Below are 14,907 nucleotides of genomic sequence, written 5' to 3' on the forward strand. Positions count from 1 at the left end.
TGACTGCAGAGCCAAGCACGGAACAGCGCGGATTACCACAAAATGCCTGCCATATGAGGCTTCGCCTTCCAACCACGTCGAAAACCGACGGTCCACCATCTTGATTGGCAGGCCGAGCCTCTCATTGCTCCGCGCGGTTTCGGAAATCCTGTGCGAGTCGCAAGAAGTTCTTAAGCAGGACGTGCCCCTGTGAGGTAAGTATCGACTCGGGATGGAACTGGACCCCATAGGTGGGATAATAGCCGTGCGTGAGGGCCATGATCTCGCCTTCCTCCGAACGCGCTGTCACTACGAGGTTCTGCGCACATGACTGATCAAGCGCGACGATAAGAGAATGGTAGCGTCCGACGTCAAGCGGGGTTGGCAGTCCCTTGAATAACCCTCGGCCGTCATGCGCAACGTATGAGCGCCGACCGTGCATGGGCCGACGCGCACGCGCCACCCGTCCTCCGAAAACGCTTGCAATACACTGATGTCCAAGGCAGATGCCGAGAATTGGTACGCGTCCTGAAAGTTCGCGAACCACTGCTGTCGATATTCCTGCCTCAGTTGGGGTGCAGGGGCCGGGCGATATGACCACCGCGCGCGGGTTGAGACCAACGAGCTCGCTGATGCTGATAGCGTCGTTTCGGATCACTTCCGTTGCTTCACTGAGCTTGTGGAAATAGCGGGCAATATTGAACACGAAGGAATCGTAATTATCGACGATGACAATCAAAATGCACCAGCTGGTTCAGTACCAAATGCATCAAAGATTCGCTCTGCCTTGGTGAGCGTTTCCTCGTATTCGGCCTCGGGCTTCGACAGGGCCGTTATACCGCTGCCCGCATGAAACACAGCCAGGTCGCCGTCGATCGTGACAGTGCGGATCGCAATACTGGTGTCCATGTGCCCGTTGAAGCCGATGAAGCCGATCGCCCCACAATAGACCTCTCGCGCTATGCGCTCGATTTCTGTAATAATTTCCATCGACCGCGGCTTTGGCGCTCCCGTAATGGAGCCGCCGGGAAAGCAAGCGCGGAGCAGGCTAACGGCGTCTTCGTCTCCGGCAAGTTTCCCCGTAACGATCGACACGAGATGGTGCACCGAGGCATAGGACTCGAGATTGCATAGGGCCGGAACCCCGACCGAATGCGCAGTGCAAACGCGTGACAGATCGTTACGCAAAAGGTCGACAATCATCGTGTTCTCGGCCTGATCCTTTTCGGAAGCGAGGAGAGCAGCCGCACGGCGGTGGTCTTCCTTGGGATCAGGCGAACGCGCTATCGTGCCCTTGATGGGGCGTGTCTCGACTTGTCGCCCCTCAAGTTTCAGGAATCGTTCCGGCGAACTTGATGCGATGGTCAGCTTTCCCCATCGCAGCAGGGCCGCAAAAGGCGCCGGATTCAATGATCGTAGCTGGCAATAGAAGGCGAGCGGATCAAACGAGGTCGACAGGCGGGTGCTGAAACGCTGCGCAATATTTGTCTGGAACACGTCACCCGCGAGAATCAAGTCGATCACGCGTTGTACCGCCGCAATGTAGCCGTCGCGGCTGAAGTTCGAGCGCCACGCGCCCGCTTTGCTGGGACAACCCTTCTGTGGCGCGTTTGGACCGGCAAGCAATGCTGCAAACTCGTCGGCTCGACGAAGCGCTCGTTCGCTCCGTCGCACGCGATCCTGCTCCGGCCATCCGGTCGAGACGATCCAGCATTTGTTATCCCGGTGGTCGAAGCTGATGACCACGTCATAGAAATGCAGGATGGATTGGGGCAAACCCAGACCGGCAATTGGCGGGGCAGACAATCGCTCCAATGTCCTGTTCATGTCGTAGGCAAGGTAGCCTGCCGCTCCTCCCTGGAATGGCGGGAGATCGGGACGATGCTCTTGCGGGTACTTCGCGAGTAGCGTGCGAAGGACCTTCCATGGATCGGCCTCGAGAGTCAGTCCGTTCCAACTGGCTTGGCCGTTCGCGACCCTGTAGGTGCTGAAGGGGTCGCACGTTAGATATGAGTAGCGCCCAAGCAGCTCGTGCCTTGCTGCGCTATCGAGAAACGTGAGATGCGATCGATGCCCAAGACGTCGCATCGCTGTGACAGGTTCAACCCACTGCAACTCGCGAACGTACATCGGGTTATCGGTCACAGGCGGCTGACGTCGTGAAAGTGCCGTTCCATCTGTTGCCCCACCGATGAGAATGACTCTTATCTGTGCTGGGCCGAAACATGAGGCCCATTGCCAAGTTACGCCGGCGGCGGACTTTTTGCTGCGACAGCACCAGGATCATCCTGCCGTGGAGGCGAAAGGGGTATCTGTTGATACATCGTAGTCGGCCGCGAACCGCAGCTCGCGGAGCGGTCGGACCCGTTTAATCGATTCCTGGTAGAGATCGTGCGCTTTGTACGCTGCGAGCTCTGTCTCGCTGTCGAACTCACCATAGACCACGATGTCGATATCGTTGCCGAGCTGATCGGTCTTGCGGTTACGGGCAACCTCAAGCCGGCGCGCATGCGGTATCGTGCTGAGAAGCGAAAGACCTTCGATGATCTGGTGGATATGCGCCTCGTCCTTGGCGCTGAAGAAAACGATGTGACGAATCATGGCCGTCCGTGGAGATGTCGCTAGCGGGTGCCATAACTATCTGGGAATAGATTCGGTTGCAATGAGGCTAGTCGCTTGCCGCATGATCGTCGCTTGCAACCGTCGGCGATCTGCAATGGAGCTTGCCAGATTTGCTCAGGACGCCGGAAGGGCAAGTCGCTCAATGGTTTGAATGTGCCGCGTGAGCAGGTTACAGGCGTGATCGACGTTGCGCGTTCGCAGGGCTTGCAGAATCAGGCGGTGATCTTGATTGGAGCGCGGTCGCCAGCCCACCGATCGCGCCATCGCGAACACCAATCGAGAATTGGCAAGCTGCAATCCATCGAGGCTCGCGAGCAGACGCGGCATTCCGCACGGCGCGACCAAGGCTTGGTGAAAGGCGCGGTTGGCCATCTCAAACTCCTCGATCGTCTTTGCATTGTCTCCTTCGATTAGGGCGAGCTCGATTTGAGCCAAATGAGCTGTTGTCAGTCTTGGCCCCGAATGGCGCAATGCCACCACCTCGAGCGCGGCGCGCATTTCGGCGATCTCCTTCACTGAACGGGTATCGAGCGGGGCAACCCGAACACCGCGACGCGGCACAGCGACAACAAGATGTTGTGCCTGCAGGTGCCGAAAGGCCTCGCGCACGGGGACGTGGCTGGAATTGAATTCTCGTGCAACGTGATCCTGACGGAGTGGTGCGCCTGGCGCTAAGGCGCCGCTGATAATGCGCTCAGCGATTGAGTCCGCGATGCGCGCGACCATCGTCATGTTGTCAGCAGTGATCATAGATTATCTACCGCAATAATCGGTGCATTTGCGAGGCAGCTCGATTAGCATCTCTTCGAGGGCGATGACTATAGATAATTCACGCGATTATCTACAACTGAGCGAGATTGGGTTATGGATGCTGCTGTGCAAGTCCAACGAAAGAAAGCTAGCAACGGGGCGCAGGTTCGTAATCATTGGAACGTCGAAGAGGCTAAGGCGCTCTACGACCTTCCTTTTGCCGACCTGATGCTTCAGGCGCAGCGCGCTCATCGCAAGAACTTCGATCCAAACCACGTCGAAACTGCGAGCCTGCTCAGCATCAAGACCGGCGGCTGTCCGGAGGACTGCGGCTACTGCTCGCAAAGCGCGCATTACGCGACCGGCCTGAAAGCGACCCGTCTGATGCGTTGCGCCGATGTGGTTGCGACCGCACAGCGCGCGAAGGATGCCGGCGCTACGCGCTTCTGCATGGCCGCGGCCTGGCGCACGCCAAAAGATCGCGATCTTGATTCCGTCTGCGACATGGTCAACGCGGTCAAAGGTCTCGGCATGGAAACGTGTGTCACGCTCGGCACGCTGACACCGAAGCATGCCGCGCGCCTCGCCGAGGCCGGCCTTGACTTCTACAATCACAACGTCGACACATCGCCCGAGTTTTACAGCAAGATCATCACCACCCGCAGCCTCCAGGACCGCATCGATACGCTGGCGCATGTGCGCGATGCCGGCATCAAGATCTGCTGCGGCGGGATTATCGGCATGGGCGAGCGCGTCGAGGACCGCCTAGGTATGCTCGTGTTGCTCGCCAATCTTCCCAACTATCCCGAAAGCGTGCCGATCAACCTGTGGAACAAGATTGAGGGCGTACCGGTGGAAGACACCGCGGAGCCTCCCGATCCGATCGCGCTGGTCCGGCTGCTGGCGACCGCGCGGGTCATGATGCCGAGGAGTGTGGTTCGCTTGTCCGCCGGGCGGCAATACATGACCGATGAATTGCAGGCGCTTTGCTTCTTGGCCGGCGCAAATTCAATCTTCGTCGGCGACGTGCTCTTGACCACCAATAACCCGAAAGTTGATCGCGACGCGGATCTGCTGGCCCGGCTCGGCATCACGTCCGGGCTCGCCAGACGGAAGCAGCGCGCCCAATATGTTGCCCCTACACCAGCCTAGGTGAGAAATGCAGATAACTTTGATGAAGGGCAAAATCCATCGCGCCTCAGTGACCGAAGCTGATCTGCACTATGAAGGCTCGATCTCGATAGATCGTACGCTCCTGGAGGCAGCAGGAATGGTGATCAACGAGCGCGTCGAAATCTACAATGTAGAAACAGGGACGCGCTTTGCCACCTACGTGATCGAGGCGCCGCCGATGTCTGGTACGATGAGCCTGAACGGTGCGGCTGCCCGACTGGTGATGCCCGGAGACAAGATCATTATCGTTGCATATGCCTCATTCGATGAGGCCGAAGCAAAGAAGTTCAAGCCACGCGTTGTGCGTGTGGACCGAGATAATCGCATCCTGGCAAGTTGAACCTAACGGGCCATCCTTCCTTCTTAAACGGCCAACGCATCTTTTGCGTGATTTGATGCGATCCTCGGAGTGATGAATGCGGTCGATCCAGACAGCAAGACTTAGTCCCTACGTCGCAGCGTTGAATGCCTTGAACGAAGATAAACGGCTGCGCTGCCTCAAGCCGCGCGTGGGGATCGATTTCGCATCGAACGACTATCTGGCGCTCGGGAACGCCTCGCGCATCAAAAAGGCGATGGTCGCCGCGCTCGAGGCGGGCACTCCGGTTGGAGCCGGCGGGTCGCGGCTTCTGCGCGGCAATTGCGAGGAGCATGAACGGCTCGAAACAGAAGCGGCTCAGTTCTTTGGCGCGGAGGCAGCGCTTTTCTTTGGAGGCGGCTACATCGCAAATTTTGCCCTCCTGACAACGCTCCCGCAGCGCGGCGATCTGCTCGTTCTCGATTCGCTCGTGCACGCCAGTATTCACGAGGGGGCGCGGGCCGGTCGCGCAGAGTGTCGAATTCACGCGCACAATGATCCCCAGTCAGTCGAAGACGCAATTCGCGCCTGGCGAAACAAAGGTGGAGCGGGCCGCGTGTGGATTGTGGCCGAAAGTCTCTACAGTATGGATGGCGACTTCGCTCCACTCGAAGAGCTAGTGGCAATCGCCGATCGCCAAGACGCGTTTCTGATCGTGGACGAGGCACATGCCACAGGCGCTTACGGGCATCAAGGACGAGGGCTCACGGCCCCTTATGACAAGCGCGAAAATCTCATCGTCGTTCATACCTGCGGCAAAGCGCTCGGTGCGGCGGGTGCACTTGTTACGGCCTCCGGCATCTTGCGCGATTTCATGGTCAACCGCTGCCGTCCGTTTATTTTTGCCACCGCCCCATCACCATTGATGGCCGTTGCCGTTCGAGAGGCACTCCTCACCCTGCAGAAAGAGCCGGAGCGGCAGCAACGGCTGGCCAAACTCGTTGCGTTCGCGCATCGGCAGATCACCTCGCTTGGTTTGCGCACACCATCGACCTCTCAGATCGTGCCCTACATCGTAGGTGACAATGCTCATGCAATGCGACTTGCCTCTGCTCTGCAGGCGCGCGGCTTCGATATCCGCGGAATTCGGCCGCCAACCGTCCCTGCAGGCACCGCCCGCTTGCGAATTTCGTTGACACTCAATGTTGGCGAAGCGGACGTGCGCGCGATGCTCGATGCGCTGGTTGAGGTGACGAGGGGCTCGTTTCGATGAATAAACGGATCGTCGTGACTGGTACGGACACCGGGGTCGGCAAAACGGTATTCTCCGCAGGGCTCGCCGGGCTTCTCGGCGCGAATTACTGGAAGCCGGTCCAGGCTGGACTCGAACAAGAGATCGACTCCGAGTGCATCCGCCGCCTCGGTGGCCTCTCGTCCGATCGGATTGTCCCGGAGCTCTATCGACTTCGGACGCCCGCGTCGCCCCATCACTCAGCGGAGATCGACGGCGTTCGCATAGATACAGAGACGCTTGGACTGCCGGACAGCGGCGAGCGGCGACTCGTGATCGAAGGCGCCGGCGGACTCATGGTGCCGCTGACAGCGCGCACGCTTTACATCGACATCTTCGAGCGCTGGCAGCTTCCCGTCGTGCTTTGCGCAAGGACGGGACTGGGCACAATCAATCACTCCCTGCTCTCCATAGAGGCTCTGCGGAAGCGTCAGATTCGAATCCTTGGGATTGCGTTCATTGGCGAAAGAAACGCCGAAACTGAAAGCGCGGTTTGCGAGATCGGGAGAGTGCGTTGGTTGGGACGGCTCCCGTGGCTTGTTCCCCTCACAAACGATAGGCTGCAGGCCGCTTTCAAAGACTCCTTTGTTAGCAGCGATTTCCTGAACCTATGAAGACAGCTAAGAGGTCGCCGATCTGGCATCCGTTCACGCAGCATGCTCTACAGCGGGATATGACGAAGGTGGTCCGGGGAGAAGGGGCCTATCTCTACACCGAAGATGGCCGACGCCTTATCGATGCAATCTCCTCCTGGTGGGTCGTGACCCACGGCCATTGCCATCCATGCATCGTGAACGCGATCCGAGAACAGGCAGGCAAGCTCAACCAGGTCATCTTCGCCGGATACACTCACGACCCGGCTGAGCAGGTTGCGACGGAACTATTGAAGGTCACCTCCCCAGCGCTCGAACATGTGTTCTTCTCCGATAGCGGGTCCACCAGCGTCGAAGTCGCGCTGAAAATGGCGCTCGGCTACTGGCGCAATACCGGAAGAGAGCGAACCAAAATTGTGGTGATGCAGCACTCGTACCATGGCGACACGATCGGGGCGATGTCGGTAGGTAGCCGAGGCATCTTCAATGCGGCCTACGGGGCGCTGATGTTCGAGGTGACCTCGATTCCGTTCCCGGCAAGAGATTGTGAGCAAAGAGCTCTCGATGCGCTTGAAAACGCGTGTCGAAACGAACATCCCGCAGCCTTTATCGTGGAGCCCCTGATATTGGGTGCCGGTGGAATGCTGATGTATTCGCCCTCGGTGCTAAGAGAGATGAAGCGGATTTGCGAAGCCTTTGACGTCCTGTTCATTGCGGACGAGGTCATGACAGGCTGGGGCCGGACGGGTACCTTGTTTGCGTGTGAGCAGGCCGATGTCACGCCCGATATTGCTTGCTATTCGAAAGGCCTCACGGCTGGGGCGCTGCCGCTCGCCGTCACACTGTGTCGTGCCGATATTTTCGATGCGCATTATTCTGAAGATCGCACGCGTACGTTTTTTCATTCGAGCTCATATACGGCCAATCCAGTGGCCTGTGCCGCCGCCAAGGCTAATCTGGACCTATGGCAGGATCAGGAGTATCGCTGGCGGCTGGCATCCTTGGCGAGGATGCAAGAACAGGCACTCGCGCCGTTCCGCCTCGATTCACGGTTCGCAAACGTGCGGCGCACAGGAACAGTCACAGCGGTTGAACTCAACACGCGCGATGCTGGCTATCTGGCGGACATCGGTCCGAGGCTTTTGGCTTTCTTCCAAGCGCGGGATCTGCTGTTACGCCCACTCGGTAACACGATCTACGTGATGCCGCCTTACTGCGTTACGGCGGCCGATCTTGATGAAATCTATACTGCCATCCGCGACGCTGCTGACTTGCTGATGTGAGATGCACGAGACTGTGCGATCGTCTGCAGTGACAGGATCTTGGAAGGGAAAGTGCCCGTATTGCTGCTTTTGATAGTGCAACGAGGATGCAGCCCCCAACTTAAGCGCTCCCGATCCAACTGCCGCAGTAATTCTGCGGGCTAGTCATGCAAGGCGCAGCATTTGACCGAAATGTCGAGCGAATTGCGTAAATCACGATAGAGAAATCAATTATCTTGACCAAATTCTCGGCGAGGCTATCTGCGGAAAGTACTGCTTCGCGAGGCAGCCGCACATCAGAGTCAAGGCTCTTGATGGCTGCAACAACCAGGAAGACGGACCGCCGGGCGGGCCGCACCTTCGGTGCGCGCGTGGTGCTGTGGTCAGAGGGCAGCGGGGCTTCCTAGGTAAATGTCTGACAGGAGGCGAGAATGCACATTGGCTTCCGTAATTCCCTCGACCATTCAGCCACTTGCTGCGCGATATGCGGCGGAAAGTTTGGGCTGATCCGCCATTACTGCTGGCGAACGGCTCTTTGCTCGAAGAGATGCGTCAACCGCTTCAAGGCGCGGCGGGAGGCCGATCAGAAATGGCTTCGTTGGCTTCGAGCGGCTTAGGAATGGACTGAGTTGTGCCGGTACGGCCCTGGTCAGAGAATTCGAGTGGCCCTCTAGAGCACGTGGAAATCAAGTGACAGAAACATCGGCAAAAATAATCGACTTCACGGCCTACAGGGCCAGCAGGCTGGCGCGGTCTGAGCGCGTTCGCGACGACATCTACTCGACCGCGACTCTCGCTGCGCTTACGGCGGCCTGTCACCTTTGGACGTTCCTGGCCTGCCATCCGTTTGCTTTGCTCGGTGCGCAGGCGCCGAAGCAGGAGTCTCACGAGTCCCCCTAGCGGGCAGACACGGAGATGTGCCCTAAAGACGAAGTCCCCACTGCGCGCATCTGCGCTCGGTCCGGTCGCCGTCACCGTTTGGAGAGACTGCAATCAGCCCAGAAACGCGTGCAGATGGTGGCTCGTCGCGAGCGCCGCTCCTCGATTGAGGGCGCGGCTGGCATAGCCGCTGAAACTGCACGTGAAGACGAGCCATCGGGTGGTGAAATGGATGAGGAAGGTCTTGTCTCATGGTTGCGCGACCATTGGACTGTTTTTGCGCTGTTCCCCAGTTCTAGACAACTGGGATCTCCATCCTCCATGCCATTGACAGGTTTCTCCCGCGTTCTCTAGGAAGCGCCGACGGTGTGTGCGGAGCGGATTCAATATGAGCCACAGTTCAGAGCAGCCTCTAGAGCGTGTCACGATTCCGGCACTGCAGCAGTGGAAGGATAAAGGACGGCGTGTCGTGATGACCACCGCCTACGATGCGGTTGCGGCGCGCATCGCGGATCCCATTGTCGATATCATCCTGGTCGGCGATAGCGTTGGAAACGTCTGCCTGGGATTCGACAACACGCTGCCCGTCAGCGTGGCCATGATGAATCATCACCTGGAGGCTGTTGCGCGCACGAGGCCTCATGCCTTGCTTGTGGCCGACATGCCCTTTCTCAGCTTTCATGTCGGTTCTGAGGATACGATTCGCAATGCAGGAGGTTTTTTACAGCGTGGCGCCGATGCTGTGAAACTCGAGGGTGGTGCCAAACGCATCGAGATGGTACGCGCCTTGGTCGATTGCGACATTCCTGTGATGGGACATCTCGGTCTGACCCCGCAGAGCGTCAACGTCATGGGTGGATTCAAAGTGCAGGGAAGGACAACAGATACCGCCTTGCGGTTGCTCGATGACGCGCACCGTCTGCAGGAAGCCGGTTGCTTCGCGCTTGTCCTGGAGGGCATTCCTGCCGAGCTCGCGGCGCGAGCGACCGAATCTCTCACGATACCCACCATCGGGATCGGAGCAGGAGCCGATTGCTCGGGCCAAGTGCTCGTGTTTCATGATGTCTTGGGGCTAACCGAAGGCCATCGCCCCAAATTCGTTCGTGCCTATACAAATGGATTCCAGTTGTTCCAGGAGGCGCTGTCGCGCTGGGCTGCCGATATCCGCAAAGGGGCGTTCCCGGGCTCAGAGGAGTGCTATCGGCTTCCTGATCAGCTTCGGCATGCCGTCGCCAACTGGGTGCCCTCCAGTTCAACCTCAAGGTAAGAAATGAAAGTAATTACGAAGGTGGCTGAGCTGCGTCGCGCCCTTGCAGACGTTCGCAATGCCGAAAAGCGCATCGGATTCGTTCCGACGATGGGATACTTGCACGACGGCCACCTGGCCTTGATCTCGGCCAGCCGGGAACACTGCGACGTCACTGTCGTTAGCATCTTCGTCAACCCCACTCAGTTCGGCCCAAATGAGGATCTCAGCAGGTACCCCCGCGACTTCGCGCGCGATGAAGCGTTATGCGGCAGTGCCGGGGTCTCCATCATCTTCGCGCCAAGTGCAGAGGAGATCTATCCGGCTCAATTTGAGAGCTTTGTCGAGCCGGGCGAACTCGCAAAGCCGCTCTGCGGAGCTTTCAGGCCTGGACATTTTCGTGGTGTAGCGACCGTCGTCTGCAAGCTATTCAACATGGTGCAGCCGGACGTCGCGTACTTTGGACAGAAGGATTTTCAGCAATGCGCGGTAATACGCCGCATGACGGTTGATCTGAATCTTCCGATCGAGATTGTCACTGTGCCAACCGTGCGGGAGCCAGATGGGCTGGCAATGAGCAGTCGCAACCGTTATCTCTGCCCGGAAGAACGTGATCGGAGCTTGGCGATCAGCCGTGGCTTGTTCGCCGCAGCGCATGAGTTTGCCTCAGGGGAACGCGACGCCGCAACGCTGATTGCGCTTGCAAGAAGGCATTTGGAAAGGGTCGATCGACTACAGTACCTTGAGCTTGTCGACCCTGGGACTCTAAGGATTGCTGACAGCCCTCTGCGCTATCCGGCGGTGCTCTGTGTCGCAGCGTACGTCGGCTCCACGCGGTTGATCGACAATGTAGTCCTGTCCTGGTCGCCATCGTAGCGAGATCCGCAAGTGATTGCGCTCAGGAGCAGTCGAACCGGATGGGCTGGCCCTGAAATCCTCAACATCCTGGAAGAACTCTCGAAGACGATCCGGAACTGCCCTTTGCGTGCTGAACAACTCCCCCACGCTCGAGCTCATGATGTCGGTTGGAGATTGGCTCTGCCGCTGACGGGGTGGAGCGAGGCGGGGCCGCTCCACGCTGCCGAGATCATCCGCCTGCAAGCGGGCATCGCCAAAGGAGATTCGCTCAAAATCGTGTGCTGCCAATACGTGCGATTATGGATCAACAACCACGCGCCCATGACCATGAAATTACTTCACGATGGCGCAGACGACCTCGTCAAGCTGCAAAAAGCCGAAGCTCCCTAAGAGCGGCCAGGGGCGAGTCAAGGGGGCAGTGAAGCGCGGGCGCCGGATCCTGGCCCGATTTCGTCGCCAGACGTCGGGCGGGCGCTGGTTTTTGACGCAAAGATATGCTTCACCGCAAGAATTGGTCGCGATGTCCCTCTACAGTGTAGGATGCCAGGCGCTCGGGTTTGGAGCCGATAGGTGCCGTCTTGTGAAACGACATCGGAGCAGTGGCAAGCTATTTCTACCAACTCCATCGGGGCAGGTATGCCGAAGCGCAGCAGGCGCGATAAACGGCAAATCCTCTGGCCGCAATTGAACCTGATGAGGCTCGGCAACGAGCTAGCACCGTGCGAGCATTGGCCTGCGGCAGCCGCCCAGTCAGTCCGGCGCGCAATAGATGGCCGAGCATGCTGTACATCATCGCAGAGCATGATCGCAGGGAGCTCACATTGGCCTCTGAGCTCTAGCAAGCTTGTCTGCTAGGCCCAGACGGCCGACGAGAAGACAAACGCAGGCCGATCAAGCGAGCTGCCGCAATGGATCAGCGATCGCAGAGGTGCTGGACATTGCACCGCGCTGGAAATCGGCCGACCGGCAGTCGCGGAGGCTCATGCGCTCCGATGTACTTGAGTTGCGGTCCAGCAAATGCCCATTATCTTCCCCGATGGTATGAGGGAGATCTCTCAATGCTGGACGTTGGCACGATCACGCTTCTGCGCACGATCCTGGATGAGGTTTGCGTGAGCGTCCCACCGTATGACGCCGGCGTCCGCGCCTACGTTGCCTCCAGAATCCTGGAGGCCGCCACCAGAGGTGAGACGCGCCCCGATCTGCTTAAACAGATCGGTCAGGAAGCTCTTTCCAGAGCACCAACGATGTGGCGATAGATCTAGGACATGGCTTGTCATTGAGGTGAATTTCCAAGTCACAGTGCTGAAGATCCAGCTCGCAGAGTGTATCGTGGTCGCAAATCGATGGTGGCCTAACGTCACCCAAGACGCGGCGTTATCTGATGTGAATCGGTTGGCGCGCTGCTCGGTGCCCGGCCGATCCTTGAAACGAGAGAGCAGCTCGCACAGCAGACGCCGCATCCAAGCCTTGGCGCGCACCCTTGCGCGCCACGATGCCGGTGAGGCGACGCTCCAATAACCTTCGTCCGGAAACGGGGGCGAAGTCAGTGTTCGGCGCCGGAGCGCCGTCAACTCACGCGAGCCGGTGCGCCGTTGCTGTTTACTCCTGTGTGAGCGCCGCAAGTGCCCTTTCGATCACTGTGATGTCTTGACTGACCTGAGCGATCGCTGGCTTCGGATCAATGCCGGTAACGCAGTTCAACTGCTGCAGCAACTCCCGCCGATGCGCCAGAAGGTTCTCCAGCGCGCTGCGGTTGTTTAGTTTCACATAGCCGTCGACAATCAGTCCAATCGAAAGAGACATCGAAACTCTCAAACAAAGCTGTTCTCAACGAAGATGCGTATAGCACATCGGCAAACGATGTTCAGCTCCTCGGAAGAGAATACTGACGGGCGAGCTTGTTAGCGACAAGCGTCCGGCGCCGGGAGCGTGACCGACTATTCCTTGCGCCTTCCAAGCGCCCAGCTCTGTTTGAGCGACTAGCCGAGCAGAAAGACGGCGTATGGTGAGCCAAGAACGCTGCGGGTCGTGGCGATGGAAATGCTACGCTAGCGGAAGGAGTGTTGTCACGAACTGCCATTGTCCTTATCTGCCCGCCGAACGGCTTCCGAGATGCGATGGCGGGTGGCGCGTTGATCGACGACATGCTCGCCTGAATATCTCTTCGTAGAGATTGCGACGACCTCAGGAGCGTCCAGGATGCTCGATGAATATTTGGCCCGCATTCGTGCTCACCGCACAAACATCCACCGCTATCGTCGCCTGCTGAAGTCGAACCTGTCGGATGTCGAACGTCAGTTCATCGAAAAACGCCTCACCGAAGAGCAGACCGCGCTGGAGTTCCTTTCAGCCGAGACCTTCCCGCTCGCGTTTAGCCTCCGGAAGGGGCGGACATGCCGGCAAACTAGTCGCGGAGCCGCGAACGACGCGCGCGTTCCGGGCGGCCTGATCCGAGGCGCGGTGGGACCCCACGGCTGACCCTCCCAGCTGCGCATCCTCAAAAACCGCTCTGTACCGCGGGCTGTACCTAATTTGCGGGTTCTGATCGCGGCGGGCTTTGTCGAGTCCGATCGCCAAACACTTTCGAGCAGCATCACTGACTTCAATCCGGGACCTCTTCACCAGCGGATTAAAAAGCACCACTGTTCGACCGGTTCTCGCTCAGGACTTGTTTGTACTCGGCCATATCTCGGCAGTTTGTTAGATTGGCTACACGCCTAGCCAAATCGTTCTCACTAGCCAGCTGAGACAGCCACAACTTCATCGTTCATCGGTCTGCGACCACGGCATGAGATTTGCTCTGCTGGCTGAAACGCTGCGGAACCGTATTCGCGGCGAGAGGCACAGCAAGGAAGGAAACGACTTGCCAAATCTGCGAGTGGAGACAGTTTATGTCGGCGGCAGTATCTCCAGCAGCATTCTGGTGAATACACAGGCAAGCGGCGGTACCGCCCGAGACGTGGTACATCAAGTTGGTACGCGCCGATCGGCTGCGAAATACCCTCGTACCGATATTTTTACTAGTCGCCGTCGGGCAAATGGCAGGCCTTTTGCGTGTAGCCGATCCCGTAGGACTACTGCCCAGGTTCTCCGCGGCCGACGGTCGGTTGTTTCGACGGAGACCGCAGTCGGCCGCGCGACAGGGAAGGCGCCGTTCCGGAGCAGAACAACGGCCTCCAGCTTTTGGATCAATCAGAATCGGGCAACACCATGATTGTGCGTAGTCTGCACGACATTGAAGCAACCGATCACTTCGTCGATTGGGGCAATGGTACGAGCCACCGCCTTCTGACGGATAAGGACGGCATGGGTTTTAGCATCTGCCACACCATCGTGCGCGCTAACACCGTTTCTCTTCTGCAATACCGGAATCATCTCGAAGCCTGCTTCTGCATCGGTGGAGAGGGCGAGGTCGAGGACATGGACGGCAATGTCTTTCCTATTCGCCGAGGCGACATGTATGTGCTTGACAAGCATGACAAGCATCTCCTGCGCGGGGGGCCGGACAAGGACATGATCCTCGTTAGCATCTTCAACCCGCCCCTCACCGGAACCGAGCGCCACAAGCTGGACGACCCGGCAGGCTCCACATATTGAGCGATGCGAAGAAACGCCAATCCAATATGAACTGCCGCTAATTGCGAGAAACATTTACTCGAGCGATCCAGCACTGGCTCGTACCGCACGCGCGGACTTTTTACGAAATGCCCACGCGATGCGGTTAGGTTGAGCTGACAAATTTACTTTGGCATTCCAGGTCCCTTTTTTTCTTGTCCGGAATACCCGGCGGGCGGGGTCTTGTGCGATTGATAGCGCGCTTAGTTGTACGATGTCTGGCGACGCTGTTGGACAGCTGACACAGCACCGCTGTGGCTATCGCATTGATTGCACTCGATTTCACCTTTGGCACGATACATGCGTAATCGTCTAAAGGGCGCCATAGAGGAGAAGTC

At 58.3% G+C, this 14,907-nt stretch carries 16 protein-coding genes; 11 read left to right on the plus strand and 5 right to left on the minus strand.

Going from position 1 to position 14,907, the window contains the following annotated elements; all coding sequences use genetic code 11:
• Window positions 1-121: 121 nt before the first annotated feature.
• The 4 genes from ABIA42_RS02320 to ABIA42_RS02335 all read right to left on the minus strand — a co-directional run bounded on the left by ABIA42_RS02320 (window position 122) and on the right by ABIA42_RS02335 (window position 3,351).
• Window positions 122-718 carry an aminodeoxychorismate/anthranilate synthase component II gene (locus ABIA42_RS02320; protein ID WP_014497769.1) on the minus strand — a complete coding sequence of 199 codons (597 nt, stop codon included), beginning with the start codon at window positions 716-718 and terminating at the stop codon, window positions 122-124.
• Window positions 715-2,109, minus strand: coding sequence for an aminodeoxychorismate synthase component I (gene pabB / locus ABIA42_RS02325; RefSeq protein ID WP_028144144.1), 1,395 nt, complete (start codon window positions 2,107-2,109; stop codon window positions 715-717). Before pabB ends, ABIA42_RS02320 begins: the two co-directional genes overlap by 4 nt.
• Before the next feature lie 153 nt (window positions 2,110-2,262).
• Window positions 2,263-2,580, minus strand: coding sequence for a Dabb family protein (locus ABIA42_RS02330; protein WP_011084888.1), 318 nt, complete (start codon window positions 2,578-2,580; stop codon window positions 2,263-2,265).
• A 135-nt stretch (window positions 2,581-2,715) separates the two neighbouring features.
• Complete coding sequence (locus ABIA42_RS02335; RefSeq protein ID WP_011084889.1) at window positions 2,716-3,351, minus strand: GntR family transcriptional regulator; 636 nt, start codon at window positions 3,349-3,351, stop codon at window positions 2,716-2,718.
• A gap of 114 nt (window positions 3,352-3,465) precedes the next feature.
• Between ABIA42_RS02335 and bioB the strand changes: the two genes are divergently transcribed.
• From bioB to ABIA42_RS02380, 9 genes are all read left to right on the plus strand, one after another.
• Window positions 3,466-4,503 (plus strand): biotin synthase BioB, encoded by a 1,038-nt coding sequence (bioB, locus tag ABIA42_RS02340; protein WP_370115704.1) that lies wholly within the window; start codon window positions 3,466-3,468, stop codon window positions 4,501-4,503.
• Between the two features lie 7 nt (window positions 4,504-4,510).
• Complete coding sequence (panD, locus tag ABIA42_RS02345; protein WP_028144145.1) at window positions 4,511-4,864, plus strand: aspartate 1-decarboxylase; 354 nt, start codon at window positions 4,511-4,513, stop codon at window positions 4,862-4,864.
• Between the two features lie 76 nt (window positions 4,865-4,940).
• Window positions 4,941-6,095: an 8-amino-7-oxononanoate synthase gene (locus tag ABIA42_RS02350; RefSeq protein ID WP_011084892.1), complete on the plus strand. Its 1,155-nt coding sequence runs from the start codon at window positions 4,941-4,943 to the stop codon at window positions 6,093-6,095.
• The gene (gene bioD / locus ABIA42_RS02355; protein ID WP_011084893.1) at window positions 6,092-6,727 is read left to right on the plus strand and encodes a dethiobiotin synthase; all 636 of its coding nucleotides are present in this window, start codon (window positions 6,092-6,094) and stop codon (window positions 6,725-6,727) included. The genes ABIA42_RS02350 and bioD overlap by 4 nt, the downstream gene beginning before the upstream one ends.
• On the plus strand, window positions 6,724-7,989 hold the full coding sequence (locus tag ABIA42_RS02360; RefSeq protein WP_011084894.1) for an adenosylmethionine--8-amino-7-oxononanoate transaminase: 1,266 nt from the start codon (window positions 6,724-6,726) through the stop codon (window positions 7,987-7,989). The genes bioD and ABIA42_RS02360 overlap by 4 nt, the downstream gene beginning before the upstream one ends.
• A gap of 1,246 nt (window positions 7,990-9,235) precedes the next feature.
• Window positions 9,236-10,114 (plus strand): 3-methyl-2-oxobutanoate hydroxymethyltransferase, encoded by an 879-nt coding sequence (gene panB / locus ABIA42_RS02365; RefSeq protein WP_028153345.1) that lies wholly within the window; start codon window positions 9,236-9,238, stop codon window positions 10,112-10,114.
• 3 nt (window positions 10,115-10,117) lie between these two features.
• Window positions 10,118-10,969: a pantoate--beta-alanine ligase gene (panC, locus tag ABIA42_RS02370; RefSeq protein WP_011084897.1), complete on the plus strand. Its 852-nt coding sequence runs from the start codon at window positions 10,118-10,120 to the stop codon at window positions 10,967-10,969.
• 12 nt (window positions 10,970-10,981) lie between these two features.
• On the plus strand, window positions 10,982-11,341 hold the full coding sequence (locus ABIA42_RS02375; RefSeq protein WP_011084898.1) for a hypothetical protein: 360 nt from the start codon (window positions 10,982-10,984) through the stop codon (window positions 11,339-11,341).
• 668 nt (window positions 11,342-12,009) lie between these two features.
• Window positions 12,010-12,210, plus strand: a complete 201-nt coding sequence (locus ABIA42_RS02380; RefSeq protein WP_014497761.1) for a hypothetical protein — start codon at window positions 12,010-12,012, stop codon at window positions 12,208-12,210.
• 343 nt (window positions 12,211-12,553) lie between these two features.
• On the opposite strand, the gene ABIA42_RS02385 is transcribed toward ABIA42_RS02380, so the two are convergent.
• The gene (locus ABIA42_RS02385) at window positions 12,554-12,757 is read right to left on the minus strand and encodes a hypothetical protein (RefSeq protein ID WP_014497760.1); all 204 of its coding nucleotides are present in this window, start codon (window positions 12,755-12,757) and stop codon (window positions 12,554-12,556) included.
• 396 nt (window positions 12,758-13,153) lie between these two features.
• Here ABIA42_RS02385 and ABIA42_RS02390 point away from each other — a divergent pair, with 396 nt between their 5' ends.
• Both ABIA42_RS02390 and ABIA42_RS02395 read left to right on the plus strand, forming a co-directional pair.
• Entirely contained in the window at window positions 13,154-13,432 is a 279-nt protein-coding gene (locus ABIA42_RS02390) for a hypothetical protein (protein WP_011084900.1), read from the plus strand.
• 732 nt (window positions 13,433-14,164) lie between these two features.
• Complete coding sequence (locus tag ABIA42_RS02395; RefSeq protein WP_028154427.1) at window positions 14,165-14,551, plus strand: ectoine synthase; 387 nt, start codon at window positions 14,165-14,167, stop codon at window positions 14,549-14,551.
• Window positions 14,552-14,907: the final 356 nt, after the last annotated feature.

The sequence above is a fragment of the Bradyrhizobium sp. USDA 327 genome (assembly GCF_041262065.1).
Taxonomy (GTDB): domain Bacteria; phylum Pseudomonadota; class Alphaproteobacteria; order Rhizobiales; family Xanthobacteraceae; genus Bradyrhizobium; species Bradyrhizobium liaoningense.

What these genes read in the sequence shown, in the direction of transcription:
- pabB (WP_028144144.1), bottom strand. Translation starts at nt 2,109, where the DNA reads ATGTACGTTCGCGAGTTGCAGTGGGTTGAACCTGTCACAGCGATGCGA.
- ABIA42_RS02330 (WP_011084888.1), bottom strand. Translation starts at nt 2,580, where the DNA reads ATGATTCGTCACATCGTTTTCTTCAGCGCCAAGGACGAGGCGCATATC.
- ABIA42_RS02335 (WP_011084889.1), bottom strand. Translation starts at nt 3,351, where the DNA reads ATGATCACTGCTGACAACATGACGATGGTCGCGCGCATCGCGGACTCA.
- bioB (WP_370115704.1), top strand. Translation starts at nt 3,466, where the DNA reads ATGGATGCTGCTGTGCAAGTCCAACGAAAGAAAGCTAGCAACGGGGCG.
- panD (WP_028144145.1), top strand. Translation starts at nt 4,511, where the DNA reads ATGCAGATAACTTTGATGAAGGGCAAAATCCATCGCGCCTCAGTGACC.
- ABIA42_RS02350 (WP_011084892.1), top strand. Translation starts at nt 4,941, where the DNA reads ATGCGGTCGATCCAGACAGCAAGACTTAGTCCCTACGTCGCAGCGTTG.
- bioD (WP_011084893.1), top strand. Translation starts at nt 6,092, where the DNA reads ATGAATAAACGGATCGTCGTGACTGGTACGGACACCGGGGTCGGCAAA.
- ABIA42_RS02360 (WP_011084894.1), top strand. Translation starts at nt 6,724, where the DNA reads ATGAAGACAGCTAAGAGGTCGCCGATCTGGCATCCGTTCACGCAGCAT.
- panB (WP_028153345.1), top strand. Translation starts at nt 9,236, where the DNA reads ATGAGCCACAGTTCAGAGCAGCCTCTAGAGCGTGTCACGATTCCGGCA.
- panC (WP_011084897.1), top strand. Translation starts at nt 10,118, where the DNA reads ATGAAAGTAATTACGAAGGTGGCTGAGCTGCGTCGCGCCCTTGCAGAC.
- ABIA42_RS02380 (WP_014497761.1), top strand. Translation starts at nt 12,010, where the DNA reads ATGCTGGACGTTGGCACGATCACGCTTCTGCGCACGATCCTGGATGAG.
- ABIA42_RS02385 (WP_014497760.1), bottom strand. Translation starts at nt 12,757, where the DNA reads ATGTCTCTTTCGATTGGACTGATTGTCGACGGCTATGTGAAACTAAAC.
- ABIA42_RS02390 (WP_011084900.1), top strand. Translation starts at nt 13,154, where the DNA reads ATGCTCGATGAATATTTGGCCCGCATTCGTGCTCACCGCACAAACATC.
- ABIA42_RS02395 (WP_028154427.1), top strand. Translation starts at nt 14,165, where the DNA reads ATGATTGTGCGTAGTCTGCACGACATTGAAGCAACCGATCACTTCGTC.